This is a genomic window from Micromonospora sp. CNZ295 (assembly GCF_004217535.1).
The window spans coordinates 5335976-5359682 of sequence record NZ_SHKZ01000001.1; the positions used below are offsets into that span (position 1 = coordinate 5335976).

Below are 23707 nucleotides of genomic sequence, written 5' to 3' on the forward strand. Positions count from 1 at the left end.
CCTCAGAACCGATGGATTACACGATCAACGTTCAAAGACGCGGCACTAGTTGATGACGGCTGGACCGATAGAGCACCCGCACGACCAGCGGGCGCGGACACGGAAAAATCGTCACCCGGCACAGTCAGGCAAGCTTGATGATCCCCGCGCTGACGAGGGCCTTCACCGCATCACCGTCGAACTTCAGCAGCTCACCGAGCACCTCACCGGTGTGCTCGCCGACCGACGGCACCCCGTCGTACACAGGCCCGTCGTAGCTCTTCACGTGCAGCACCGGCCCCGGCATGAGCACCTTCCCGAGCGCCTCACAACCGGTGAGCTCCACCAGCGTCCGGTCCAGGTAGTGCGGGTCCGCCACGATATCGCTGGCGTCGTTCACCTGTGAGCACACCACCTCGAACTTTTCCAGGATCTCGAGGACCTCCGAGCGGCTCCGCCCGGCAACCCATTTCTTGACGATCTCCTGGAGTTCGTCGTTGTGCTGCATCCGGACCTCGTTGGTCGCGTAGCGCGGGTCTTCGATCATCTCCGGCCGGCCCATCGCGGCGAAGAGCCGCTTGGCAATCCCCTGGTTCGACGCGGCAATCGACAGCCACTTGCCGTCGGCGGCCTCGTACACCCCGCGCGGCGACGCGGAGCCGGTGCCGTTGCCGACCCGCCCCTGGATGAAGCCGGTGCCGGTGTAGTTGAGGATCATGTCACCGACGATGAACATCAACGGCTCGTAGAGCGCGATGTCCACGTGGTCCCCCTGGCCCGTGCGCTCGCGCCGGTACAGCGCCATCGCGGTCCCCATGGCGGCAGAGATACCGGCGATGGAGTCGGCAAAGCCGAACGGCGGAGAGGTGGGGGGCGTCTCAGGCCATCCATTGATGTACGCGAAACCACTGCCGGTCTCGGCGACTGTGCCGAAGCCCGGACGCTCACGGTACGGGCCGGTCTGCCCGAACCCGCTGACGCTGGTGAGCACAAGGCCGGGGTTGTCAGCGGAGAGTACGTCGTAGCCAATCCCCCACTCCGCCATCCGGCCCGGCCGGAACGACTCGATGACGACGTCGACCTGCGCCGCCAGCCGACGGACCAGGTCGCGGCCCTGTGTGGTGCGCAGGTCTATCGCCACCGAGCGCTTGCCGGAGTTGATCCGGGCAAAACCCATGGACTGACCGTTCTTCATCGGCGTCCACTGCCGGGCGTAGTCGCCCGACACCGGGTCCTCGACCTTGATTACCTGCGCGCCGAAGTCGCGGAGCATGCGCCCACACGTCGGCGCGGCGTACATCGAGCCAAGCTCAAGCACCTGCACGCCCGCAAGCGGCCCGGACATCAAACCCTCCACTGGATGTGCTTGACCTCGAGGTACTCCTTCACGCCCCACTCGCCGAGCTCCCGCCCGAGGCCAGAGCGCCCGTAGCCGCCGAACGGCGCATCCGGACGCATCGCGCCGCCGCCGTTGATCCAGACCGTGCCGGCACGAACCTGCTCGGCCACGCGCCGCGCCTCCACCGGGTCATCACACCAGATGTTGGCTGCGAGCCCGTACGCCGTGTCATTCGCGAGCCGGATCGCCTCCTCGGTGTCCTTGAACGGCAGCACGACGGCGACTGGGCCGAAGATCTCTTCCTGGACAGCTCGGGCATCGTGCGGGAGGTCACCGAGCAGCACCGGGTTGACGAAGTACCCCTTCTTTGGGAGCGGCTTGGTGACCTCGAGCAGCTTGGTACCGCCGGCCTGCACCGCCTCGTCGATGAAGCCGAGCACCCGAGCTTTGTGATCGGGCCGGATCATCGGGCCGATATTCGTGGCAGGGTCCCAAGGATCGCCGACGACCATCTGGTCAAACGCTGCCGCACCTGCCTCGAGGAACTGGTCGTACTTGCTCTCGTGCACGAGCAGCCGGGCCAGTGCGGCGCAGCCCTGCCCTCCGTTGCGGGACCAGCGCAGGTGCATCTCGACAGCGATCTTGGTGACGTCGGCATCCGGCATCACAATGCTGGGCGACTTGCCGCCGAGTTCGAGGGTGACGCCGGTGAGGTTCTGCGCAGCCTGCTCCATGATCTTCGCTCCGACGGCGTCCGAGCCGGTGAAGGAGACCCGGTCGACGCCACGGTGGGAGGACAACTGCTGCCCAACGTCGGCACCGCCGATCACCACGTTCATCACGCCGGCCGGCAGCCCGGCCTCCTGGATCAGCTCGCCGAGCAGCAAAGTGGTCAACGGGGTCCGTGGCGACGGGAGCAAGACGACGGTGCAGCCGGCTGCGAGCGCGGCACCGAACTTGAAGATCGCCAGGTTCAGGGGGTAGTTGTACCCGGTGATCGCGGCCACCACGCCGACGGGCTGGTACACCACGTCGCTCTCCGTCGGGTGCGGCTTGTCGTAGCCACCCAGGTGGATGGTCCGGTCCACCTTCGCGGCCTCCGCGGCCCACCGCAGATGTTCGTCCACGGCCATCTTGACCTGAAGGTACGCCGCGAGGGAGACCGGAGTGCCGACCTCGTTCACAATCGAGGGCAGCAGCTTGTCGGCGGCCTTCTCGAGCACGTCCGCAAGGCGGTGGATATGCGCGGAACGCTCGTCGCCAGACAGCGCGGCCCAGGCCGGGAAAGCCTTGCGAGCCGCAGCGACGGCGGCATCGACCTGTGCGGAGGAGGCGCCGCCAACGGTCGCGATGACCTCCTCGGTGGCCGGGTTCACCACATCCCAGGTCTCGCCCTGCGGGTCCTGCATCTCGCCACCGACGAGCAGCGTTCGGGTCGAAGGGACCCAGTCCTGCATGGGGTGCCGTGCGGTCTCGGTGATGGCGGTCATGATGCATCTCCGTTCGTGGGTCGCTTCGCCATCAGGCCGACGCGGATCATCTCGACGACCACCTGGTCACGCTGGTTCAACCCGATGTGTTCGAACCAGACGATCCCCGAGTCGGTGCGGCTGGTGGACTCGCGCTTGTCGAGGATGGTGGTCTCGCCGCGCAAGGTGTCGCCGTGGAACACGGGGTTGGGAAACTTGATCTTGTCGTAGCCAAGGTTGCCCAAGGTGGTGCCCATGGTCAGCTCCGGCACGTGGAAGGCGCCGATCAGCGCCACAGTGAAGAGGCTGTTGAGGACCCGCTGGCCGTGCACCGTGTTCTTGCTGAACTCCTCGTCGAGGTGCAGCGGCTGCACGTTCATCGTCAACGAGGTGAACAACACGTTGTCCATCTCGGTGATAGTCCGAGTGAGGCCGTGCTTGTAGTGCGCACCGATCTCGAACTCCTCGAAGTAGAGGCCTCGCATCCTCATCGGCCTTCTCCTGTCCACTTGTTTCCGGTGACCCGCGCCGCCTGGTCGAGCCACTCGACCGCCTTGTCGTAGTGCGCCCTGTCGATGTGCAGGCCGTGGTAGCGCAGGGCGCCCGTGCCCTCCGCGGCGGCGGCCTCGTATGCCTTGACCATGCCCTGGTAGAACGTGATGTCGTCCGACGACGGTGTGAACACCTTGTTGATCGTCGCCACGTGCGAGGGATGGATGGCGATCATCCCGCGGAAGCCGAGTTGCCGGCCGCGCAGCGCGAACTCGCGGAGCCCGTCGAGGTCTTCCAGGTCCTCCCAGAGGCCGGTCAGCGCGTGGATGCCAGCCTCGCGGCACGCGAGCAGCACCCGGCTACGCAGGTAGAGCGTCTCCAGCCCTTCCGGGGTCCACTCGTAGCCGACCGCCCGGGCGACGTCGGCGTGCACGGCGCTCGGGCCGATCATCGCGCCGACCCGCGGAGAGGCGAGCGCGACCTCACGGCAGTTCTGGATCGCCTGCACGGTCTCGATCGGCACGATGTACTCCAGGCCACCGACGCCGTTACGTGCCTCGAAGTGGTCGAGCAGTGCGTCGTACTGGAGCACGTCGGTAGCCTCTTCGATCTTCGGCGTGAAGACCCCGTCCAGGCCGGGCACGACGGCCGCCTCGAGGTCGGCGCCGGTCATCCTGGTGGCGAGCGCGTTGACCCGAACCAGCAGGCCCACCTGATCGTTGGTCTTGCGGACCCGGGAGATCGACTCGGCAACCACGGCGCGAGCAGCCTCCTTCTCGCCGCCGGGCACCGAGTCCTCAAGGTCGAGGACGATGCAGTCGGCGCCGGCGGCGATCGCCTTCTCGACCCAGGTTGAGCGGTGGCCGGGAACGAAGAGGATCGAGCGGTACGGTTTCATCAGTAGCTCCGTGGCAGCCCGAGCACATGCTCGGCGACGTAGTTGAGGACCATCTCCTGGCTTATCGGAGCGATCCGCATCAGCCGGGCCTCGCGGAAGTAGCGCTCCACGTGGTACTCCTTGCTGTACCCGAACCCGCCGTGCACTTGAAGGGCGACGTCGGCGGAGAAGAATCCCGCCTCCGCGCACAACCACTTGGCGTAATTGGCCTCAGCGCCGCAGGGCACCTTCTTGTCGACCATCCAGGTCGCTCTCTGCAGCACGGCGTCGGCCGCCTCGATGCGGATCTTCGCCTCAGCCAACTGAAACGCGAGGCCCTGGTTCTGACCAATCGGGCGACCGAAGACCACCCGATCCTTGGCGTAGCGCGTGCCGCGGCGCAGGGCAGCCTCGCCGAGGCCCAACATCGCGTTGGCCGCGACCACCCGCTCGGCGTTGAGACCGGTCAGGATGACCTTGAAGCCGTCACCGACCTCGCCGACGACGTCCTCGTCGGCGACGAAGAGGTCATCGATAAACAGTTCGTTGCTGTCGACGGAGTTGCGGCCCATCTTGGGGATCCGGCGAATGGTGACCTTCTCCCGGTCCATGGGGGCGAAGAAGACGGTCAGGCCGTCCGTCTTCTTCGCACACTCCTCCTTCGGGGTCGTGCGCGCCAGGAGCAGCATCCGGTCAGCCTGGTGAGCGTTGGAGATCCAGACCTTCTTGCCGGAGATTGACCAGCCACCGTCGACCTTCTTCGCGAAGGTCGAGAGGTTGGTGGTGTCGGTGCCCGCGTCGGGTTCTGTGACCGCGAACGAGATCTGGAGCTCACCGGTGGGCACGAGCGGGAGGAAGCGCTCCTTTAGGTCCTCGCTGCCATGATGGAGGATCGGCTCGAAACCGAAGATGCCGATGTGAACGGCCGAGCAGCCCCCCATGCCCGCACCCGATGCGGAGATCTCCCGCTCGACGATGGCCGCTTCGGTTACACCGAGCCCGCCACCGCCGTACTCCTCGGGAATCGTGAGGCCGAGCCAGCCACCCTCGACGACGGCCTTGTAAAAGTCCCAGGGAAACTCGTGCTTCTCGTCCCTTTCTGCCCAATATTCGTCCGGGAACTTCCTGCACAACGTCCGGACCGCCTGACGAATATCATCGTGCACCGGGTCGGTGGTGTAGTCCACTGCCTTGTCTCCTGCGTGAGTCTCAGTTCGCAACCGTCATGCGGTCGAAGGTGTCGACGGTGATGCCTTCCTCGCGGAGCGCGGCCTTGCGCACTTTCTCCGACGGCGTCTTCGGCAGAGCGTCCACCATCCGCAGGAATCGCGGGATGGCAAACGCTGGGATCTTTCCCTCGCACCAGGACAGCAACTCCTGGGGGTCCACCGGCTCGGAGACGACCACGACGGCGAGCACCTCGTCCTCACCTGCCTCCACGTCCGCCGGTACGCCGACGACGGCGCACTCGGTCACCGACGGGTGCTGCAGAAGCGCCTGCTCGACCTCGTAGGAGCTGATGTTCTCCCCGCGGCGGCGCAGCGCGTCCTTGTATCGGTCGACGAAGTAGTACCAGCCGTCCTCATCCTTGCGCAGCGCGTCACCGGTGTGGAACCACAGGTTGCGCCAGGCCTCGAGCGTCTTCTCCGGCATGTTGTAGTAGCCGTTGCTGCATGTCCACGGATGCACCGGGCGTACCACGAGCTCGCCGATCTCCCCAACCGGGACCTCGCGGTCGGTGTCCGGATCCACCAGCCGGATGTCGAACCAGTCCGCAGCCTGCAGCCCCGCAGCGCCGGGGGGCCGCTGCACCCCGTACGGCGCGAGGATCGGCGCGCACGTCTCGGTCAGGCCGAAGGCGTCCACGAATGCCTCGATGCCGTAGCGCTCCTTGAACTGCTCCACGATCGTGCTCGCCGTCGGTGCGGCATAGACGCAGCGGAGCTTGTTGTCACGGTCGTTCTCCCGCGGCGCCTGTTTCCAGGCGAAGTCCATCATCACGCCGACAAAGTTGGTCACCGTGACGCCGGAGTCGCGGACGTGGTCGATCCACCGGCTGGCGCTGAACTTTGAGCGGACGACGGCACGACCCCCGGCCACAATCATCGGATAGACGGCCATAAATTGTGCGTTGCCGTGGAACAACGGCGTGGTGGTCAGGTAGGTGTCCTCCGGCGTGAGCCGGGTCAGGCAGACCACCTCCTGGGCGAAAAAGTAGAGCTGGGAGTACGGCATCGCGACCCCCTTGGAGGGACCGGTCGTGCCGGAGGTATAGAAGATCGCACCAAGGTCCTGCGGCTTCGGGGTGGGCAACTCGACCTTCCCGCCGCTCTCGAGCTCCTCCCACGCCGACGCCCGGAAGCCGGTCTCGATGAGGAGAGCGATCGCCTTGTCTCGGATACCAACACCGCTGTCCCGGACCCAGAACTTCTCGATCCCCCGGACGTGCTCGGCGATCGCCACCCACCGCTCGGCGAAGGCATCGTCGATGACGGCATACCGGGCCTGCGCGATGTCGAGTTGGTGGCGGAGAAACTCACCCTCGTAGTTGGTGTTGATCGGCACCTCGACGAGCCCCCCGACCGCCGTACCCCACCAGGTGCGAACCATCTGCGAGGAGTTCATCGTCATGATGACGACACGGTCGCCCTGGACCGCTCCGCTGCGGTAGAGCGTGCTGGCGATGTGCTCGGCGCTGTCCAGGGCCTGCGCGTACGTCCAGGTCGCGTCCTCCTCCGGCACGTCGAGGCACACGGCGTCCGGACGTTCGGCGGCGTGATGTCGGATCACGTGGTCGAAGGTCCACGTCTCCGGGTCCGGAAAGGTCGGCACCAGGTCCCGGTAGACCATCGGCTTCGACTGGCTCATTCGGCACCCTCCGGCGTGCGGAACGACTCCTCCGAGATGTCTGTGCGCGGGCTGATCGCATTCATCGCCGGCACAACCTCTCTGCCGAAGCGGCGGATCGCGGCGATGGTCTCGTCGCAGTCCATCGACGGCCACTGCGGGCGGATCAGCAGCGGGTCAACCGGCAACGTGGTGACCAGGTCGACCAACTGGTTGACCACGTCCTCGGGGGTGCCGATCACCGCGTGCCCAGACACGGCCTTGGCGAACTCGTTCTCCAGGTCGGTGCCCGCCATCACGTCCAGGCCCTTCTTCGCGTAGGTGAGGTAGCGCCCCTGGGCGACCCGGGCGTACTCCACCACGGCCTGCTCTTGGCTGTCCGCGATGAGGCAGTTGCGGCGCAGCGGCTGCGGGGTGAACACCTTGCCCCGCTTTGCGAACCCCTCCCGGACGATGGCGTACCGCTGCGCAACCTCGTGCTTCGGGGTCTCTGGCGGACAGGCGTAGGCATCGCCGTACTTCGCCGCTCGCCGCACGCCGGGAATGGCGTGCGCACCGATCCAGATCGGTGGATGCGGCTGCTGGACCGGGAACAGGTGCGGGTGCACGTCCTCCAGAGTCCAGTACTTGCCCTGATGGTTGACGGTCTCCTCGGTCCAGAGCTTCTTCATCAGCTCCAGCGACTCGTCGAACCGGCCGGCCCGCTGCTTGTACGGCACATCGAGGTAGTCGAACTCCTCGGGCCGGTAGCCGAGGCCGGCGCCGAAGATCAGCCGACCCTCGGTGACCACGTCCAGGGTCGCGATCTCCTCGGCCAGCATCACCGGGTGGTAGAGCGGCGCGATCATGATCTGCGTAACCAGCCGGACGTCGGGATCGACCTCGGCGGCCAGCCGGGCCAGGAGCGGCACGGGCTGCAACCAGCGCAGCTCGCCGTACAGGAAGTGCTGCCCGATCGCGATGTACTTGAAGCCGTTCTCCTGAGCGGCCGCCACGATGCGCCGAACGTCGTTGAACTGCTGCGCCGGGCTGACCGACTTCGGCACGTCGCTCAGGAGCAGACCGACCTGGACCATTGTTGCCTCTTCTCTTGGCCGGGGAAACCAGTGACGGAGCGGAGTCAGCCGGAGGCCGGCAGACCGCCGCCTGCCCAGCCGCCGTCGACAGGGAGGACCACTCCGCTGACGTAGCTGGCCTGGGGTGATGCGAGGTAAAAGACGGCGTCCGCGATCTCGTGAGGCTCCCCCACGCGCTTGAGGGGGATACGGCCGAGGTACTGCTCGTTCGACGCCGCACCGCTGGCCACGGCGGCCCGCTGCATGTCGGTCCGGACGGTGCCGGGGGCTACCGCGTTGACCCGGATCCCGTCCGGCCCCCACTCCATGGCCAGCGAGCGCACCAGCCCGTTGATCCCCGCCTTCGAGGCGCCGTACGCGGCGCGACCGGCGAAGCCCTGCGAGGCGCAGATCGACGAGAGCATCACGACGCTGGAGCCGTCGGCGAGGTAGCCGCGCGCCACCCTGGCTCCGACGAACGCCGCCCGCAGATTCACCTCGAGCAACCGGTCCCACTCCTCGAGCGGGTAGTCAGTGGTAGCGCCGGTCGAGTGCACGCCGGCGTTCACGACGAATGTCGCGAGCCCGCCACCGAGTTCGGCCGCTCGTTCGCACGCGCGGGCGACCGCCTCGGGGTCTCCGGCATCCCCCATGATCGCGTCGTGTCCGGCACCGGCATTGCTGGCAAACGAGGCCGCGTCGTCGGAGACGTCGAGCGCGACTACCGCGTGGCCGGCAGCGGCGAACCGCTCGGCGATGGCCTTGCCGAGCCCGCGGGCAGCGCCGGTGACGACGACACCATGAGGACGTTCCGCGGCAGCTGGTGCAGCGCTTTCGGCTGCGGAGAGAACGCTCACGACCTGCTCCTCATGAGGTCCGAAGACCGTAGCGGCTAAGGCCGCTGCCAGATGATCTGGGGACGGTAACACTAATCGAAAGTCTCTGACAATCATGCGCCTGAAATGGCCGCCTCGGGGCTCAGCCGGCCCCTTGACGTCCGAGCAGATGGAGACCTACGGCTTCCGAGCTGGCGCCAAACGGGGCACGTCACCAGGCGCCGAAGTCGATCAGGACGTGCCGACGTGCGTGAACTGGCTGGCAGCCGCCGGCAGTTGCAGCACGCGCTGCACGCGGATCTTCTTGTGGGCGAGCTTGAGCCGGCCGCCCTGCTCGACGTGCACGTCGTCGTACACGCCGATGACCACCCGGGTCGCCTCGGCCTCGAGCATGGTCGCCTGGAAGCAGGCGTGGGTGACGATTCGGTCGCCGGCCTGCTTCGCGAGCACGTTGGTCACCACGTGCTTGCAGACGGGTATCCGCAGTGCGTTGTGGGCGCGATAGACATCCAGGAACGCCTCGACACCCTGCTCAGTAGGGTTGTCTCCGCGGGTGATCCGGACGTCGTCGGTGACAATGTCGCGCAGTGTGTCCAGGTCGCCCTCGTCAACGGCGCGGGCGTAGATGTAGTAGAGCTCCGCGCTGCGGGCGCCGAGGATCGCGGTGTCGGTCATTTCGCGGTCAGTCCTCCGTCGATGGGAATGGTCACGCCGGTCACGAAACCGGCGTCGTCGCTGGCCAGGAAGGCCACGACCCCCGCGATCTCCTCAGGGCTGGCGGGCCGCCCGAGCGGGACCAGGCCGATGAAGCTGGACATCAGGTCCTGCATGTTCGCGCCCGGGTCACGGCCGAAGAAGGTCGGCAGCATGGGGGTGTCCACGGGACCGGGGCAGATCACGTTCACCCGCACCTTGTCCGGCCCGGCGAACAGGGCAAGGGCCCGGGTAAAGGAGGTCAGTGCGCCCTTGGTCATGGAGTAGAGCGGGCTGAAGGGCGAGCCGACGAGCGCGGCGGTAGACGCGGTCATCGAGATCGACCCCTTACCGTCGGCCTTCTTCACCAGCTCATATCCAAGGGTCGCGGCGTAGAATGCGCTCTTCACGTTGACGTCGATGGACCGGTCGAAGTCCTCCACCGACACGTCAATGCCGCCAGCTCCGGGCATGCCCACCTGGTTGTGCAGCACGTGCAGCTTGCCGTGCGCGACCTCGATGCCGGCGTAGAACGAGCGGAGCGCGCCGGGGTCAGTCGCATCCACCTCCCGGGCGTACGCCACACCGCCGGCCTGCTCAATTTCGGACACCACGGCCTTGGCCGCCTCGTCGGACAGGTCCGCTACGTACACCGCCGCCCCCTCGGCGGCCAGTCGAAGCGAGATCGACCGCCCCATGCCGGAGCCGCCACCGATGACCGCGGCGACTCGGCCGTCGAAACGTCGGGTACCGCCCGTGCTCATCTGCTCACCTCTGGTAGACGGTGGGATCCGGTCAGTGATCGCGAAGGAAAAGCCAGTAAGGACGTACTCGGGATCGAGCGCATACAAGACCGCCGGACTCGGGCCCATCGGCAAGGCGACCTGCTCCTGTCGCCGACGGTCGAGCTGTACGCAGGCGTAGCCGTCGACCTCGCAGGTCGTACCGAGAGTGCGCAGGCCGGAGTACCTGCGGTTGGACTCGTCCGCCCCGGCCTGACCTGGTGTTGCTCAGGACCACCGGGTGCGCGGCCATGGTTCAGCCCTTCCTCGACATGCCGCGGCCGTTACCGGGCAGCTTGCGCTGATCGTGGCTGGCGGTGATCCCAACCGGGCGAACCTCGATCACCACCCGGTTCGGGCTGTCGAGAAGCCTCCGCCACGAAACCGGGTCCTCGGGCTGGAGCCGGGTGGTGAACTCGTCGAGGAACCAGTCGAGCGTCTTCCGGTCGCGGTGGACCGTCGCCTCGCCTCGCACCGAGAGCATCCGACGGCCTTCCAGCCCACTTCCGGCACTGGAGACGACGATGGAGACGCGGGGGTCCCGCTCGACGCCGCGTACGTGCCGCCGCCCCTCCACCGCGGTCAGCCAGAATCTCCCGTCGACCACGACGAAGCTCATGACGACACCGGCCGGCCACCCCTCGTCGTTGTGAAAGATCACGGTGCACTCGGTCTGGACGGACAGCAGCTCCGCCTGGTCCGCCTTGTCGAGATGGGTGCCCTTCAGTTGCTCCAGGTCGTCGATGCCGAGCCGCGCCAACGCTGCCTCCTCGGGGTGGTGGCCAGTGTGACCGGCCTGTTACGAACTAGTGGACAACCGCTAAACATGATATTCGTAGGCAGGGATTGGGAAGTCAAGACTTCCCCCTACACCGAGTTCGGTATATGTTTTTGATGATCACTAATTTTGGGAGGGGCGATGGCCTACGCCGTGATCGTCGACGCGGTCCGCTCGCCGATGGGACGGGGCAGGGCCGGGGGAGCCCTCTCGAGCGTGCACCCGAGCGACCTGCTCGCCGCCGTTCTCACCGGCCTCGTCCGCCGCACCGGGATCGACCCCGGCATCGTGGAAGACCTGATGGTGGGCTGCGTCAGCCAGTCCGGCGAGCAGTCGGCGACACCGGGCAGGCAGGCCTGGCTCTCGGCCGGCTACCCCGTGCACGTTCCTGCGGTCAGCATCGAGCGCAAGTGCGGCTCCGGCCAGCAGGCGGTCGAGTTCGCTGCCATGGGCATTGCTGCCGGTGTCTACGACGTGGTGATCGCCGCCGGCGTGGAGTCGATGAGCCGGGTGCCCATGGGTTCGAACCGTCAAGGCGCCGACCCACACGGGCCCGGCGTGGCAGCCCGCTTTCCGGGACTTGTCTCCCAGGGCGTCTCCGCCGAACTGGTCGCCCAGAAGTGGGGCCTGTCCCGGCGCGCCCTGGACGAGTACGCCGTCTCATCGCACGCTCGTGCCGCCGCCGCAGCCCGAACCGGCGGCTTCGACAACGAGATTGTGCCCATCACGCTGGCCGACGGCAGCGTCGTCGACCGTGACGAGACGATCCGTCCGGACAGTGACGCGGGAAGGCTCGCCGAACTGCGCGCGGCGTTCAGCACTGACGAGTTGGCCTCGCGCTTCCCCGACATCGAGTGGAAGGTCACCGCAGGGAACTCCTCTCAGATCACAGATGGAGCAGCTGCTCTGCTGCTGATGAGTGAGGAGAAGGCCGCTGCGCTCGGTCTCGCCCCGCGTGCCCGGATCGTCGCCTCGTCCGTGGTCGGCGACGACCCGATGCTGATGCTGACCGGCCCCATCCCCGCCACCCGGAAGGTGCTCGAACGCGCCCGGATGTCGATCGAGGACGTCGACGCGATCGAGGTCAACGAGGCGTTCGCCTCGGTACCGCTGGCCTGGCAGGCGGAGTTCCCGGTTGCCTCCGAGCGGCTCAACCCGCGCGGTGGCGCGATCGCGCTCGGCCATCCACTCGGTGCCTCCGGCGTGCGACTGATGGCCACCCTCATCAACCACCTCGAGCAAACCGGCGGCCGCTACGGGCTGCAGACGATGTGCGAGGCCGGCGGGATGGCCAATGCCACCATCATCGAGTCCCTCGCCTGACCACGGAGACAACATGAACCTCACGAGCAGCTCCGCCGTCGTCACCGGCGGAGCCTCCGGCCTCGGCCTCGCCACAGCGACGATGCTCGTCGACCGAGGCGTAGCGGTCACCATCATCGACCTGCCCTCCTCGGCCGGCGCCGAGGTCGCGGCGAAGCTCGGCGACCTGGCGAGCTTCGCCCCCGCCGACGTTCGCGACGCCGAGGCGGTGGAACGCGCGCTTGACGTCGCCGAGTCGGCGGCACCGCTGCGGGCACTGGTGCACTGCGCCGGCAGAGGCGGGACCGTCCGGCTGGTCAACAAGGACGGCACCCCCGGCAACTACGACCTGTACCGCGAGCTTGTCGACATCAACCTGATCGGCAGCTTCAACATGCTACGGCTCGCCTCGGCCCGGATGGCCGCGCACGAGCCGGTCGACGGCGAGCGCGGCGTTTGTGTGCTCACCGCCTCGGTCGCCGCCTGGGAGGGCCAGATCGGCCAGATCCCCTACGCCTCGGCCAAGGCCGGCGTAGTCGGGATGACGCTGGTCGCCGCCCGCGACCTGGCGCAGCGCCAGATCCGGGTCTGCTCGATCGCCCCAGGCGTGTTCGACACCCCGATCCTGTCCCGCTTCTCCGACGAGATACGGGAAGGGCTCGCCAAGCAGGTCCCGCACCCCGCCCGGCTCGGCCGCCCCGAGGAATTCGCGGCCACTGCACTGCACATCCTGGACAACCCGATGCTGAACGGTGAGACGATCCGTCTGGACGGCGCGATCAGAATGGCGCCGCGCTGATGTCGGACTCCGTGCTCACCGACGTCGTCGACGGCGTCCTCGTCGTCACCCTCAACCGGCCCGACGCGCGCAACGCGATCAACACCGAAACCGCCGTCGCGGTTGGCGAGGCGATGGACCGGCTGGACTCCGATTCCTCCCTCGTCTCCGGGATCATCACCGGCGCCGGAGGCACCTTCTGTGCCGGCATGGACCTCAAGGCGTTTTTGGCCGGTGAGAAGCCGTCGATCCCCGGCCGTGGCTTCGCCGGCATCGTCGAGGGCCCACCTGCCAAGCCGATCATCGCCGCGGTCGAGGGGTACGCGATCGCCGGCGGGTTCGAAATCGCGCTGGCGTGCGACATGATCGTCGCCGCCGACAACGCGAAGTTCGGTCTGCCCGAGGTCAAACGCGGACTCGTCGCCGCCGGCGGCGGCCTGATGCGGTTGCCACAGCGGATCCCCTACCACGTCGCGATGGAGTGGGCCCTGACCGGTGACCTGGTCACCGCGCAGCGCGCACACGAGGTGAGCCTGGTCAACCGCCTCGCTGAGCCGGGAAAGGCTCTGGACGCCGCGCTCGAGCTGGCCAATGCGATCGCCGTCAACGGCCCACTCGCGGTGGCGGCCACCAAGCGGATCATCATCGAGGCGCCGGAGTGGAGCGCTGCGGAGATGTTCGACAAGCAGCGGGAGATCAGCGTGCCGGTCCGGGAGTCCGAGGACGCCCGCGAGGGTGCGACCGCGTTCAAGGAGAAGCGAGCCCCCCGATGGCGCGGCGTGTGACATAACGGCCCTGCAGGGACTTCCCACGTCTGGCTCACCGGTGACCTGGACTCAGCGCCAAACCGCCCACCGATTGTTGGTGGGCGGTTTGCTCGCTACGGGCTCCTTGCCCATCAGGGCGCCGAGTTCTCACTCGGGGGCGGGAAACTGCGGCTTGCGCTTTTCCATGAACGACGCCGCGCCCTCGGCCATGTCAGGGCTGCCGATCGCCTGCACCAGCATGCCGAGTCCGGTAAAGAACGAGTCGCGGGCAGCGTTCCACCAAATATTCGAACTCACCTTGGTGATCTCAAGATAGCGCGGGCTCAGTGCAGCCAGTTCGTCACACCACGCGGTCACCGTGTCCTCAAGCTGGTCGTCATCGACGACATCGTTGACCAGCCCCAGCTCCATCGCCCTCTCGGCCGGGTACCGGCGGCACAGCATCGCGAGCTCCTTCGCACGCTTCTCGCCGACCTGCACGCCCATCACATTGGTCGCACCGGTCACCGGCGAGCTGCCGACCTTCGGTCCGGTCTGGCCGAAGGTCGCCGACCGGGCCGCGATGGCGAGGTCGCAGGCGACCACCAGTTCGTTGCCACCGCCTGCGGCCGCACCGTTCACGGCCGCGATTACCGGTCGAGGACAGGTGCGCACCGCATCGAACAGCCGCAGACTCGCCCGGTAGAGCGCCCGCATGTTCGCTACGTCCGGCGCGGCGAGATTGGTCAATGCTCCACCGGCACAGAACGAGCCGCCCGAGCCGGTGATCACGACCGAGTGGTACGACGACGCGCCCTCCAGCGCGTCCGCGATCGCGTGCGCCATGGGCCCGTCGTACGCGTTGCGGCGCTCCGGCCGGTTGAGGCGGATCCACAGTGCATTGCCACGAGGCTCGACCTCGATGTCTGCCATAGCTCTCCCTGCGAAGTTCGTGCGATGCTTATCCATGTTCTTTAATCCAGCGGTCGTCGACGATCAGGATGGCCTGGATCTTCGCCGGCCCCTCGCCGGCCAGGGCTTGGCACAAGCTGACCGGCAGTTCGTTGCGGAAGCCGGCGCCGACCGCGCCTGCGTAGGACGTCGTGCTGGAGCTTCATCGGAGGCGGCCAGCAGCAGGCAGACCCGGGCGAATCGCCCACCACGAACAGTCTGTGTCACCATGACTCAATCCCCTGCCACTCACCTGGGCCGGTCGGCGCCAATCAACAGTCTGTGACGTGCGCCACAAGACCCTGATTTGTGCTAATCTTAAGCATCATTCCAGTTATTGAGGACGGAGTCGCCTGATGACCCTTGCTGAGCCAGCACAGCGCCCTCCGAAGGCCGCCATGCTGGTAGCCCAGCGCATCGTGCGTGACGCGCTGCGTGACAATCTCCAACCGGGAGACCTCCTGCTGCCCGAACGCACAATGCTGGAGAAGTACCAGACCGGCCGGGGAACCCTGCGCGAGGCGCTGCGCCTGCTCGAGTTCCAAGGCGTGATCGCGCTCAAGCCAGGCCCCCGCGGTGGACCGGTGCTTCTGAACCCGGACGCCAGCCACCTCGCGAGCACCATCGTGCTGCTCATGCAGCTCAAGCAGGCACCCTTCCGCACGATCGTCGAGGTGCGCAGCGCCATGGAGCCGATGATCAGCAGCCTGGCCGCCCAACGGATGTCGGACGAGTCGCTCGATGACCTCGCCGGCACGATCGAGCAGATGCGCGAGGAACTGGACAACCAGCACTCGTTCCTCGACGCCAACAAGCGGTTCCACGACATCATCGCCTGGTCGTCGGGCAACACGCTGTTCGGCTACATCGTCGACTCGCTGCTCGGCATCATGGACGGCACAGTGCTCGGTGTGGACTACCCCAGCCACCGTCGCAGCGCGATCCTGAAGGCGCACGAGGAAATCTACGCGGCACTCAAGGCCCGTGATCCGGAGGCAAGCGAGGCCCGCATGCGCGAGCACATCGCCGCCTACGAGCGGTACGCCCAACGCAAGTTCCCCCAGGTCCTCAAGGAAACCATCCCCTGGGATCAGCGCTTCTACGGGTGACCTGACCGAGCACCTGGCACGGCCCCGGCTCGCACTCGCGGACCGGGGCCGATGCCTGCGCCTGATGGTCACTGTCCGGCCAGAGCAGCCTCGCCCAGGAAGGCGCGCAGAAGCGAGGCGTGATTGCGCGCATCGCCGGCGACTCCGGAGTAGACGACCGTGCCGCGGGCGATCGCGACCACCTGGTCAGCGACGTCGAGACCGGCCTCGGCGTTCTGCTCGACCATCAGAATGCCGATCCCCGAGTCGGCCATCTGACGCACCTTGGCGAGGATCGAGTCGACGACCACCGGAGCAAGGCCCATCGACGGCTCGTCCATCAGCATTACCTTCGGCTGCGACATCAGCGCGCGGCCGAAGGCCAGCATCTGCTGCTCACCGCCGCTGAGCAGCCCGGCCGCCCCATTGGCCCGGTCGGCGAGGATAGGGAACATCTCGTGGACCCGGGCCAACGTCTCGTCGTACGCGTCCCTCGACGCGGTGTAGCCGCCCAGGCGCAGGTTCTCGGCCACCGTCAACGGGCCGAACACCCGCCGTCCTTCCGGCACCAGCACAACTCCCCGGCGGACCATCTTGTGCGGCGCCAACCGGGTGATGTCCTCACCGTCGAGGTGGACACTTCCCCGCACCGGCGGCTGCAGGCCCGCCGCTGCCTTGAGCGTACTGCTCTTCCCGGCACCGTTGGCGCCGAGCACCAGCGTGACCTTGCCGGGCTCTACGCTGAGGCTCACCCCGCGCACGGCCTCGATGTTGCCGTAGTGGACGTGGAGATCCTTGATCTCAAGCATTCCTGCCCCACTTCCTTCCGAGGTAGGCCTCCTGTACGGCCGGGTTGCGCACGACCTCGCGGGGCTCACCCTCGGCGATGAGCTGGCCAAAGTTCATCGCGAAGACGTAGTCACAGGTGTCCATCATCATCTGCACATCGTGCTCGACGAGCAGCTGCGTCAGGCCTTCGTCCCGCAGCTCTCGCAGCAACCCGGAAATCTCGGCCCGCTCGGACTGGTTCATGCCCGCGGTGGGCTCGTCCAGCAGCAGCAGGCGCGGGTCCATCGCCAGCGCCCGCGCGATCTCCACCCGACGCTGCGTGCCGTAGGACAGCTCCGGGGGGTAGTAGCTCTCGAAGCCCTGGAGGCGGGTCCGGCGGATGGCGTCCGCCACTCCCGGTGATGCTGCCGGCCGCAGCCGCTCGAACCAGCGCCGCTTGACCTTCTCCTCGGGGGTGCTCCGCGCGTCCGCGCCGACCTGGACGTTGGCGCGCACATTCAGGTCCGGCAACAGCCGCACGGTCTGGAATGTTCGTGCCACCCGAAGCTGGGCGAGCCGCGACGGCGGGACATGCGCGTAGGACTCCCCGTCGAAGAGCAGCTCGCCGCGGGTCATCCGGGTGAGCCTGGTGATAGCGCCAAGCAGGGTGCTCTTGCCGGACCCGTTCGGTCCGATGATCCCGTAGATCAGGCCCGGCATCAGCCTCATGGAGATGCCGTCGACCGCCTTGACGCCGCCGAAGTGCACGGCGAGGTCACGAAGCTCCAAGACGGGGGTTGTGGTCTGCTCGATCGACCGGACGCTCACGGCACGACCTCCTTGAGCGCGAGCTCTCGCACGTCGCCGGTCGTCGGGTCGACGTCACCGGCCTCCATCGCTGCGGCAGCAGTCGGCGGCTGGTGCCGTAGACGACTGCGCCGCTGGAACACCTTCTTCAGGTCGACCAGTACGCCGTAGATGCCGCGCGGCAGGAACACCGCGGCAAACGCCACGATTACCCCGTAGACGAGTTCCTGCCACTCGCCGATAGCGGTGAGGATGTCCGGCAGCCACGTGAAGATGACCGCGCCGATGACCGCGCCCTTCCAGGAACGGGAACCACCCACGATGATCATGGTCAGGCCGAGCACGATCAGGCCGAAACCGATGTCCAGCGGGCCGATCGCGCTGCGGACGAGCACGTTCATCGAACCGGCCAGGCCACCGAGCGCGCCGCTGACCACGAAGGCGGTAAGCCGGTAGCGACGCAGGCTGATACCCATCGACGAGGCGAGTTCGGGGTCGTCACGCACCGCATCGACCCGGCGCCCGGTACGACCAACCTCGCTCAGCGCCACGAGCACAAGGGCGATGAGCGTGACCATGAACATCTGGCTCATCGTGAAGTCGGTGATAACGCCGTACAGGCCGGTCGAACCGCCCGTGGTCTCCCCACCGTTGATCGCGATGACGCCGATGATGAGGTCGAATGCGACGGTGGCCATCGCCAGGTAGAGGCCGTTGAGCTTGAAGATCAGGAGACCGAGCAGCAGGCCGATGGCGGCGGTCGCCAGCATCGCCGCCCCGATCGCCACGAACGTTGGTGCCTCCTGCTCGATCACGAGGATCGCAGCGAGGTATGCACCGATCCCGTACGAACCCGCGCCGGCGAACGAGAAGACGCCCATCCGCAGCGGCACCTGAATCGACAGCGCCAGGATCAGGCCGGTAAACGTGGCCTGGATGAGAACCAGGTTAGAGTCGTAGAAGTCGATCATGTGCGTCGCACCTCCGCGCGACCGAAGACACCAGACGGCCGGAGCAGCAGGACTAGGAAGATCAGGCCAAAGCTGACCGCTTCTACCCAGGATCCGCTGGTCCGGGTGAGCACCACCGTCTCCGCGGCGGCCAGGAAGAAGGCGCCGAATGCGACGCCGCGCATGCTCCCGACGCCCCCGAGGATGATGCACGCAAAGGCCTTCACCAGCAGCGTGTCACCGCTTTCGGGAGTGATTGCGCCAAGGCCGAAGGTAAACAGCACGCCGGACAGGCCCGCCATCCCGCCCGAGACGGCCATCGTGGCCAGCGCCATCGTCCGGCGGTCGATGCCCATCAGGGCGGCAGTCTCGGCGTCCACGCCGATGGACCGGAGCGCCAGGCCCTGACGCGATCGCCGTAGCCACACCGCGGCGGCGACCCACAGGACGACGGCGACCACGACGCTGAGAGCGGCGATGTTGGTGATCCGCAGCTCACCCACCGTCCAGGTGTTCACGTCGAACGTGGAGTTGGTGAACCCGAACGGGTTGCTCTTGGTGTGATGCTGGGCGATCGCCAGTGGGATGATCGCGACGCCGATCCCGCCAATGAGGATCTGCATCTCGGCGGTCCGTTTGTCTTTCGCACGCTTGATGATCTGCTCGAAGGCGAGCACCTGGATCAGCAGGGACATGAGAGTGCCGACGATCAGGCCGATCAGCACGACGAGCGGCAGGCCAAGTTCGGTCTGCTGCAACACCAGATGTGCCGTGAACGATGAGAACATGAAGATCGCACCGTGGCTGAAGTTCAAGATGTCGATCGTGCCCCACGTCAAACTCATGCCCAAGGCGAAGAGCAGATAGATCGACCCCAGGGTCACCACACTCAGAAGGTCTTGCACGACTTGCTCCCGTCTGCTTCCTTCTCGACCGGCCGCCTGGCGGGACAGGGCGTCCCACCAGGCGGCATCGGTCACTGTCCGGTGCCCTCGTAGAGGAGCTTCTCGCCCTCGGTGGTGTACTCCACCATCACACCGGACACCTGCAGGGTGCCGTCCACCCACTTCAGGTCCTTACCGAGCGCGCCGTCGAAGGTCTTGGTCGCCTCTTCCTTCATGGCATCCTTGATCGCTTCCCGGTCGATGGAGCCCGCCGCCGCGATCGAGCGGGCCAGGAAGTAGGCCGCGTCGTACGCCTCGGCCGCGTAGTTCAGCGGGTCCTCGCCGTACGCGGCACGGTAGGCCGCCACGAACTTCTGACTGCTCGCCGCGCTCTGCTGAGAGTTGAAGTCAGCAGGCCAGACCATGCCCTCGCCGGCCTTACCCACGGGCTTGAGGCTGCCCGCGCTCGCACCCGAATTGCCGAGCACTTTGCCCTGGTAACCGGCCTGACGCAGCTGCATCATCGCGGTCGGGTTGGACGCACCCACCTGGAGCACGGCGACGACATCAGGCTTTGACGCCAGTAGCTGAGAGATCGGGGCCGCGAAGTCCTGCGTCGTCGCCGACGTCGCGATGCTCTTCGTGATCTTGATGTCGAGCTCCTCGGCGAGTTGGGGATAGGTCTTCTCACCGATCTCCTGCAGCGTTGGAGTCACGCTGGTGTACATGACACCAACCGACTTGTAGCCCTGCTCCTTGATGAACTTCGAGATGATCGGGTAGTAGGAGCTCATCAGCGGGGTAGCGCGGTAGGTGTAGTCGCCCACCACCACCCCGTGGCTGCCGGCCTGCGTGTAGACGATCGGCATGCCCCGCTTCTGCGCCAGCGGCGACATCGCCACCGCCTCGGTACTCGAGACCGACCCGAACACGGCCGCGACATTGCGATCCGCGATCGCCGCCGTCAAGGCGCTCGCCGCGGTCTGCGCCTCGCTCTTGGTGTCTACGAAGTCAAGCTTGATCTTGCTGCCGCCGAGCAGGTCAGAGTCGTTGATCTCTTTCACGGCGAGCTCGTAACCCTTGTTGGCGGAGGCGCCAGCGAAGGCCACTATGCCGGTGGTCGGGTTGATCGACACCAGCTTGATCTCACTCGGCAGGCCCTTGTCCGAGGCAGGCGCGTCACTGCTCCCGCAGGCCGCCCCGTTCAGCAGTACTGCGGCGGCCAACGCCGCGACCGCGATCTTGCGCCATCCCCCTCGGCGTGCGTTCCAGATCATTCACGTCTCCGATCAGGCATGCATATGATGCACATGATTGGCATGTGTTTCGTTTGTGATGGGCACCATACGGCGTGGCAACGCTCCTGTAAAGCAGTTCAGGCGGCCCAAACGGCTTGCATCCCGGCCCGAAGGGGTTGGGACAACCGACCGACGTCCAGACCTTCGAGCAGGCCGAGCCACTGCCCGGTCTCTGCAGCCAGCCTGCCGCAGCTGCTTCGACACGCGGCGAAACCGTCGCCTGCGGCGCAACCCGCTCGACGCAGCGGACCGCGCCCGTGGACGCGGCCCACCCGCTAGACCAAACTCCATGGAGGCCTCGACCGCCAGCAGCCGCCGCGCGTAGTCCACCTTCTCGCCGACGAACAGCCGAGTTCGATGGGTGCCGATTCAACTCCTCGGCAGCCGCCCGCGCCAGGTCGGTGGACCGAGCGACGTACGCCGGGACCAGCTCCGCTGCGGACAGGCATGTCGTCCACGTGACAGTCAGGCCGGCTGCCCACCGCAGCCGTGGGTGGAGACGGCACGGGCCACGGGTCGTCCTGTTCCACCCGGCTACCTTGTCTCGCCGTGGTGCACGGCCACGACCTCCGAGCCGAGTTACTCCAAGAGGCGCATCACGCCATTCGACCGCAGCGCTTACCGGGGGTGAAGGTCGCCGGGATCCGTTGGAAGCCGGCGTTGACGCCCTGGTGCGGATAGGTCTCCACGCCGTTCAGATCGACCTGGTAGTCAGGCATCCGTGCCAGTACCTGGCCAATCAGCTCTCGAGCGATTGCGCGGCCAAGATGGGCTCCGGCGCACCGGTGAATGCCAATGCCGAAGGCGGTGTGCCGGTTCGGCCACCGGTGCAGGTCGACCTCGTCCGGGCACTCAAACTGCGCGGGATCCCGGTTCGCCGAGCTCCAGGCCAGCAGCACGCGGTCGCCCGCCTTCATCGGGCACCCCCGAAACTCGATGTCCTGGGTTACGGTCCGTGCCAGCGCCTGGGTCGGTGAGAACGCGCGCAAGAACTCCTCAATCGCGCGCTCGAGGAGTTCAGGCCGCTCGATCAGCTCGGCCCGCTGCTCCGGGTGCCGGTGCAGGTGCACCAGCGTCTGGCTGACCAGGGAGGCAGTGGTGCCCACCCCACCGGAGATCAACAGCTCGATGATGGAATACGCCGCGTCGTCGGTGATCGGCTCACCGTCGACCTCCTGCGCCAGCAGGTGACTGATCAGATCCTCGCGCGGTTCACTGCGGCGTACCGCTATGGCCTCGGTGATCTGCCGTTCCATCCATGGAATGTCGACCTCGACCGACCGCTTGTGCGCCGGACTGCCCGGCGAGTCAGCGAGCACGGAGTGCAGGGTGCGCGTGTAGCGCTGCCAGTCATTGACGTCAAGACCGAGCCAGTCCAGGGTGACCACCGCGGGCACGCCGATCACCGAGGCGAGGTCGCACTCCCCCTTCTCGATCACCTGGTCGATGAACCACTCGGTCCACTCCGCGATCATCGGCCGCAGCTGCTCGATCGCCGCCGGCGAGGTGATCGGGTTGAGGATCCTTCGGTACTTGCGGTGCTCAGGCAGGTCGAGCTCCACCGGGATGTGCAAACGGACCGGCGCCTTCGGGATCACGTTGTTCAGGCCTTCCCCGCCGTGCGAGCTCCGGCCCGATGAGAAGACGGCGTCGTTGCGCGCGGCCTCGAAAACAGCGGCGTAGTCGGTGAGCACCCAGTAGCCACCGTGCGCATCGGTCCACACGATGGGCGCCTCGGCTCGCAGCCGGGCGTACGAGGCGACCGGGTCGACCGAGTGCTGCGGGGAGTTGTGGTCGAAGTGAACAACAGGGCAACCACGTCGCTCGGCCATCGTTCCACCTTCCAGCTGGCAGAATTTATGCTTATGATAGCCAGGATCGCGTTGCTGTCTACCTGACGCCTGGACAAGGAGTGCTGCGGTGCAGATCGGTGTGATTCTCGGAGATGTCCACGCGAGCGTCTCCCCCAAGGACCACCTCGACGGCCTGCTGCGGCAGGTCGAGGCGGCGCAACGCAATGGCATCTCCTACCTCACCATCGGGCACCACTACCTTTACGGCGACCTCCGCTGGTTGCAGCCGCTCCCGACACTCGCCCGGATCGCGGCAGAACTCGACGAGCACGTCACGCTCGCGACCACCGTCATCCAAGTGCCGCTCTACCACCCGATCGCACTGGCCGAGGAACTCGCCACCCTCGATATCCTCGCCCGCGGCAAGCTCGTGGTGGGCGCGGGCGCCGGCTACCGCCAAGACGAGTTCACCTACTTCGGCGTCGACTTCACCAAGCGGTTCGCGATGATGGACGAGTCGCTTCAGCTAATGAAGATGTTGTGGACCCAGGACGTGGTCGACTTCGACGGCAAGTTCTGGAAGCTCGAGAACGGCCGCACCCACATCCGGCCGTGGCAGGACCCGCACCCGCCGATCTGGATCGGCGCGATGAAGGACGCCGGCGTCCGACGCTCGGCGCGCCTCGGTGACGGCTGGCCGGTCACCCCGGAGACGAAGGTTCCCGAGATGGTCCGGCTGATGGCGCTCTACGAGGACGAGCGGAACAAGCTCGGCCGGCCCCACGTCAAGCATCCACTGCGGCGGGAGATCATCCCCGGCCGAACCACTGACGCGGCATTCGAGCGATTCGAGTCCATGGCCAAGGAGCGCCTGCTGGCATACGCCGCGCGCCAACTCGCGACCCGCAACGCCGACGAGCTGAATCGGGAGTTCCGCAACGTGGCCGCCAAGGAAACCTTCATCGGCACGCCGAGCCAGTGCATCGCGCAGATCCGCGCACTCGCCGCGATCGTTCCGATCGACCCGATCCTGGTCCGTGCGCAGTGGCCACACATGAGCACCGAGCAGGTGGTGGAGTACCTCGACGATCTGGGTCGGGACATCGTCCCGGCCCTACGCGAGATCGAATCCGTCGACCACGTCGTGCGCGACGTGGTCGACGGATTCGATCCGACCTCAGTCGGCGCGGTCTAG

At 66.8% G+C, this 23707-nt stretch carries 23 protein-coding genes; 5 read left to right on the forward strand and 18 right to left on the reverse strand.

The window, feature by feature from the left end:
* Window positions 1-124 precede the first annotated feature (124 nt).
* The 11 genes from EV376_RS24925 to EV376_RS24975 form a co-directional block, all read right to left on the reverse strand.
* Complete coding sequence (locus tag EV376_RS24925) at window positions 125-1324, reverse strand: CoA transferase (protein WP_130327095.1); 1200 nt, start codon at window positions 1322-1324, stop codon at window positions 125-127.
* Window positions 1324-2808, reverse strand: coding sequence for an aldehyde dehydrogenase family protein (locus EV376_RS24930; RefSeq protein ID WP_130327097.1), 1485 nt, complete (start codon window positions 2806-2808; stop codon window positions 1324-1326). The genes EV376_RS24925 and EV376_RS24930 overlap by 1 nt, the downstream gene beginning before the upstream one ends.
* A complete protein-coding gene (locus EV376_RS24935) occupies window positions 2805-3278 on the reverse strand; it encodes a MaoC family dehydratase (RefSeq protein ID WP_207228407.1) in 474 nt (157 codons plus the stop codon). Before EV376_RS24935 ends, EV376_RS24930 begins: the two co-directional genes overlap by 4 nt.
* Window positions 3275-4177, reverse strand: coding sequence for an HpcH/HpaI aldolase/citrate lyase family protein (locus tag EV376_RS24940; RefSeq protein WP_130327099.1), 903 nt, complete (start codon window positions 4175-4177; stop codon window positions 3275-3277). Before EV376_RS24940 ends, EV376_RS24935 begins: the two co-directional genes overlap by 4 nt.
* The gene (locus EV376_RS24945; protein ID WP_130327101.1) at window positions 4177-5343 is read right to left on the reverse strand and encodes an acyl-CoA dehydrogenase family protein; all 1167 of its coding nucleotides are present in this window, start codon (window positions 5341-5343) and stop codon (window positions 4177-4179) included. Before EV376_RS24945 ends, EV376_RS24940 begins: the two co-directional genes overlap by 1 nt.
* 22 nt (window positions 5344-5365) lie before the next feature.
* Entirely contained in the window at window positions 5366-7024 is a 1659-nt protein-coding gene (locus EV376_RS24950; RefSeq protein WP_130327103.1) for an AMP-binding protein, read from the reverse strand.
* Window positions 7021-8079 (reverse strand): LLM class flavin-dependent oxidoreductase, encoded by a 1059-nt coding sequence (locus tag EV376_RS24955; RefSeq protein ID WP_130327105.1) that lies wholly within the window; start codon window positions 8077-8079, stop codon window positions 7021-7023. Before EV376_RS24955 ends, EV376_RS24950 begins: the two co-directional genes overlap by 4 nt.
* A gap of 44 nt (window positions 8080-8123) precedes the next feature.
* Complete coding sequence (locus tag EV376_RS24960; RefSeq protein WP_165438112.1) at window positions 8124-8915, reverse strand: SDR family oxidoreductase; 792 nt, start codon at window positions 8913-8915, stop codon at window positions 8124-8126.
* A gap of 210 nt (window positions 8916-9125) precedes the next feature.
* Window positions 9126-9569 (reverse strand): nuclear transport factor 2 family protein, encoded by a 444-nt coding sequence (locus EV376_RS24965; protein ID WP_130327109.1) that lies wholly within the window; start codon window positions 9567-9569, stop codon window positions 9126-9128.
* Window positions 9566-10351 (reverse strand): SDR family oxidoreductase, encoded by a 786-nt coding sequence (locus EV376_RS24970; protein ID WP_130327111.1) that lies wholly within the window; start codon window positions 10349-10351, stop codon window positions 9566-9568. Before EV376_RS24970 ends, EV376_RS24965 begins: the two co-directional genes overlap by 4 nt.
* Window positions 10352-10625: 274 nt before the next feature.
* Window positions 10626-11129: a pyridoxamine 5'-phosphate oxidase family protein gene (locus EV376_RS24975; protein WP_130327113.1), complete on the reverse strand. Its 504-nt coding sequence runs from the start codon at window positions 11127-11129 to the stop codon at window positions 10626-10628.
* A 159-nt stretch (window positions 11130-11288) separates the two neighbouring features.
* Here EV376_RS24975 and EV376_RS24980 point away from each other — a divergent pair, with 159 nt between their 5' ends.
* The 3 genes from EV376_RS24980 to EV376_RS24990 are packed head-to-tail and all read left to right on the forward strand — an operon-like array spanning window position 11289 to window position 14012.
* A complete protein-coding gene (locus EV376_RS24980) occupies window positions 11289-12470 on the forward strand; it encodes a thiolase family protein (RefSeq protein WP_130327115.1) in 1182 nt (393 codons plus the stop codon).
* A gap of 13 nt (window positions 12471-12483) precedes the next feature.
* Window positions 12484-13248, forward strand: a complete 765-nt coding sequence (locus tag EV376_RS24985; protein WP_130327117.1) for an SDR family NAD(P)-dependent oxidoreductase — start codon at window positions 12484-12486, stop codon at window positions 13246-13248.
* On the forward strand, window positions 13248-14012 hold the full coding sequence (locus EV376_RS24990) for a crotonase/enoyl-CoA hydratase family protein (RefSeq protein WP_130327119.1): 765 nt from the start codon (window positions 13248-13250) through the stop codon (window positions 14010-14012). The genes EV376_RS24985 and EV376_RS24990 overlap by 1 nt, the downstream gene beginning before the upstream one ends.
* Before the next feature lie 129 nt (window positions 14013-14141).
* Here EV376_RS24990 and EV376_RS24995 read toward each other — a convergent pair whose 3' ends face one another.
* The gene (locus EV376_RS24995; RefSeq protein WP_130327121.1) at window positions 14142-14906 is read right to left on the reverse strand and encodes an enoyl-CoA hydratase/isomerase family protein; all 765 of its coding nucleotides are present in this window, start codon (window positions 14904-14906) and stop codon (window positions 14142-14144) included.
* A 374-nt stretch (window positions 14907-15280) separates the two neighbouring features.
* Between EV376_RS24995 and EV376_RS25000 the strand changes: the two genes are divergently transcribed.
* Complete coding sequence (locus EV376_RS25000; RefSeq protein ID WP_130327123.1) at window positions 15281-16033, forward strand: FCD domain-containing protein; 753 nt, start codon at window positions 15281-15283, stop codon at window positions 16031-16033.
* Window positions 16034-16101: 68 nt separating this feature from the next.
* Here the strand turns inward: EV376_RS25000 and EV376_RS25005 are convergent, their stop codons facing one another.
* The 6 genes from EV376_RS25005 to EV376_RS25030 form a co-directional block, all read right to left on the reverse strand.
* Window positions 16102-16821 carry a branched-chain amino acid ABC transporter ATP-binding protein gene (locus EV376_RS25005; protein ID WP_130327125.1) on the reverse strand — a complete coding sequence of 240 codons (720 nt, stop codon included), beginning with the start codon at window positions 16819-16821 and terminating at the stop codon, window positions 16102-16104.
* Window positions 16814-17608, reverse strand: a complete 795-nt coding sequence (locus EV376_RS25010) for an ABC transporter ATP-binding protein (protein ID WP_207228409.1) — start codon at window positions 17606-17608, stop codon at window positions 16814-16816. The genes EV376_RS25005 and EV376_RS25010 overlap by 8 nt, the downstream gene beginning before the upstream one ends.
* The gene (locus EV376_RS25015) at window positions 17605-18558 is read right to left on the reverse strand and encodes a branched-chain amino acid ABC transporter permease (protein WP_130327127.1); all 954 of its coding nucleotides are present in this window, start codon (window positions 18556-18558) and stop codon (window positions 17605-17607) included. The genes EV376_RS25010 and EV376_RS25015 overlap by 4 nt, the downstream gene beginning before the upstream one ends.
* The gene (locus tag EV376_RS25020; RefSeq protein ID WP_130327129.1) at window positions 18555-19442 is read right to left on the reverse strand and encodes a branched-chain amino acid ABC transporter permease; all 888 of its coding nucleotides are present in this window, start codon (window positions 19440-19442) and stop codon (window positions 18555-18557) included. The genes EV376_RS25015 and EV376_RS25020 overlap by 4 nt, the downstream gene beginning before the upstream one ends.
* A gap of 71 nt (window positions 19443-19513) precedes the next feature.
* Window positions 19514-20698 (reverse strand): ABC transporter substrate-binding protein, encoded by a 1185-nt coding sequence (locus EV376_RS25025; protein ID WP_130327131.1) that lies wholly within the window; start codon window positions 20696-20698, stop codon window positions 19514-19516.
* A 617-nt stretch (window positions 20699-21315) separates the two neighbouring features.
* A complete protein-coding gene (locus EV376_RS25030) occupies window positions 21316-22551 on the reverse strand; it encodes a cytochrome P450 (protein WP_130327133.1) in 1236 nt (411 codons plus the stop codon).
* 88 nt (window positions 22552-22639) lie between these two features.
* On the opposite strand from EV376_RS25030, the gene EV376_RS25035 reads away from it, so the two are divergent.
* Window positions 22640-23707 (forward strand): LLM class flavin-dependent oxidoreductase, encoded by a 1068-nt coding sequence (locus tag EV376_RS25035; RefSeq protein ID WP_130327135.1) that lies wholly within the window; start codon window positions 22640-22642, stop codon window positions 23705-23707.

Bases quoted from the DNA above. Each gene is read 5' to 3' on its own strand.
- EV376_RS24925 (WP_130327095.1), bottom strand. From the start codon at position 1,324: ATGTCCGGGCCGCTTGCGGGCGTGCAGGTGCTTGAGCTTGGCTCGATG.
- EV376_RS24930 (WP_130327097.1), bottom strand. From the start codon at position 2,808: ATGACCGCCATCACCGAGACCGCACGGCACCCCATGCAGGACTGGGTC.
- EV376_RS24935 (WP_207228407.1), bottom strand. From the start codon at position 3,278: ATGAGGATGCGAGGCCTCTACTTCGAGGAGTTCGAGATCGGTGCGCAC.
- EV376_RS24940 (WP_130327099.1), bottom strand. From the start codon at position 4,177: ATGAAACCGTACCGCTCGATCCTCTTCGTTCCCGGCCACCGCTCAACC.
- EV376_RS24950 (WP_130327103.1), bottom strand. From the start codon at position 7,024: ATGAGCCAGTCGAAGCCGATGGTCTACCGGGACCTGGTGCCGACCTTT.
- EV376_RS24955 (WP_130327105.1), bottom strand. From the start codon at position 8,079: ATGGTCCAGGTCGGTCTGCTCCTGAGCGACGTGCCGAAGTCGGTCAGC.
- EV376_RS24965 (WP_130327109.1), bottom strand. From the start codon at position 9,569: ATGACCGACACCGCGATCCTCGGCGCCCGCAGCGCGGAGCTCTACTAC.
- EV376_RS24970 (WP_130327111.1), bottom strand. From the start codon at position 10,351: ATGAGCACGGGCGGTACCCGACGTTTCGACGGCCGAGTCGCCGCGGTC.
- EV376_RS24980 (WP_130327115.1), top strand. From the start codon at position 11,289: ATGGCCTACGCCGTGATCGTCGACGCGGTCCGCTCGCCGATGGGACGG.
- EV376_RS24985 (WP_130327117.1), top strand. From the start codon at position 12,484: ATGAACCTCACGAGCAGCTCCGCCGTCGTCACCGGCGGAGCCTCCGGC.
- EV376_RS24990 (WP_130327119.1), top strand. From the start codon at position 13,248: ATGTCGGACTCCGTGCTCACCGACGTCGTCGACGGCGTCCTCGTCGTC.
- EV376_RS24995 (WP_130327121.1), bottom strand. From the start codon at position 14,906: ATGGCAGACATCGAGGTCGAGCCTCGTGGCAATGCACTGTGGATCCGC.
- EV376_RS25000 (WP_130327123.1), top strand. From the start codon at position 15,281: ATGACCCTTGCTGAGCCAGCACAGCGCCCTCCGAAGGCCGCCATGCTG.
- EV376_RS25005 (WP_130327125.1), bottom strand. From the start codon at position 16,821: ATGCTTGAGATCAAGGATCTCCACGTCCACTACGGCAACATCGAGGCC.
- EV376_RS25015 (WP_130327127.1), bottom strand. From the start codon at position 18,558: ATGATCGACTTCTACGACTCTAACCTGGTTCTCATCCAGGCCACGTTT.
- EV376_RS25025 (WP_130327131.1), bottom strand. From the start codon at position 20,698: ATGATCTGGAACGCACGCCGAGGGGGATGGCGCAAGATCGCGGTCGCG.
- EV376_RS25030 (WP_130327133.1), bottom strand. From the start codon at position 22,551: ATGGCCGAGCGACGTGGTTGCCCTGTTGTTCACTTCGACCACAACTCC.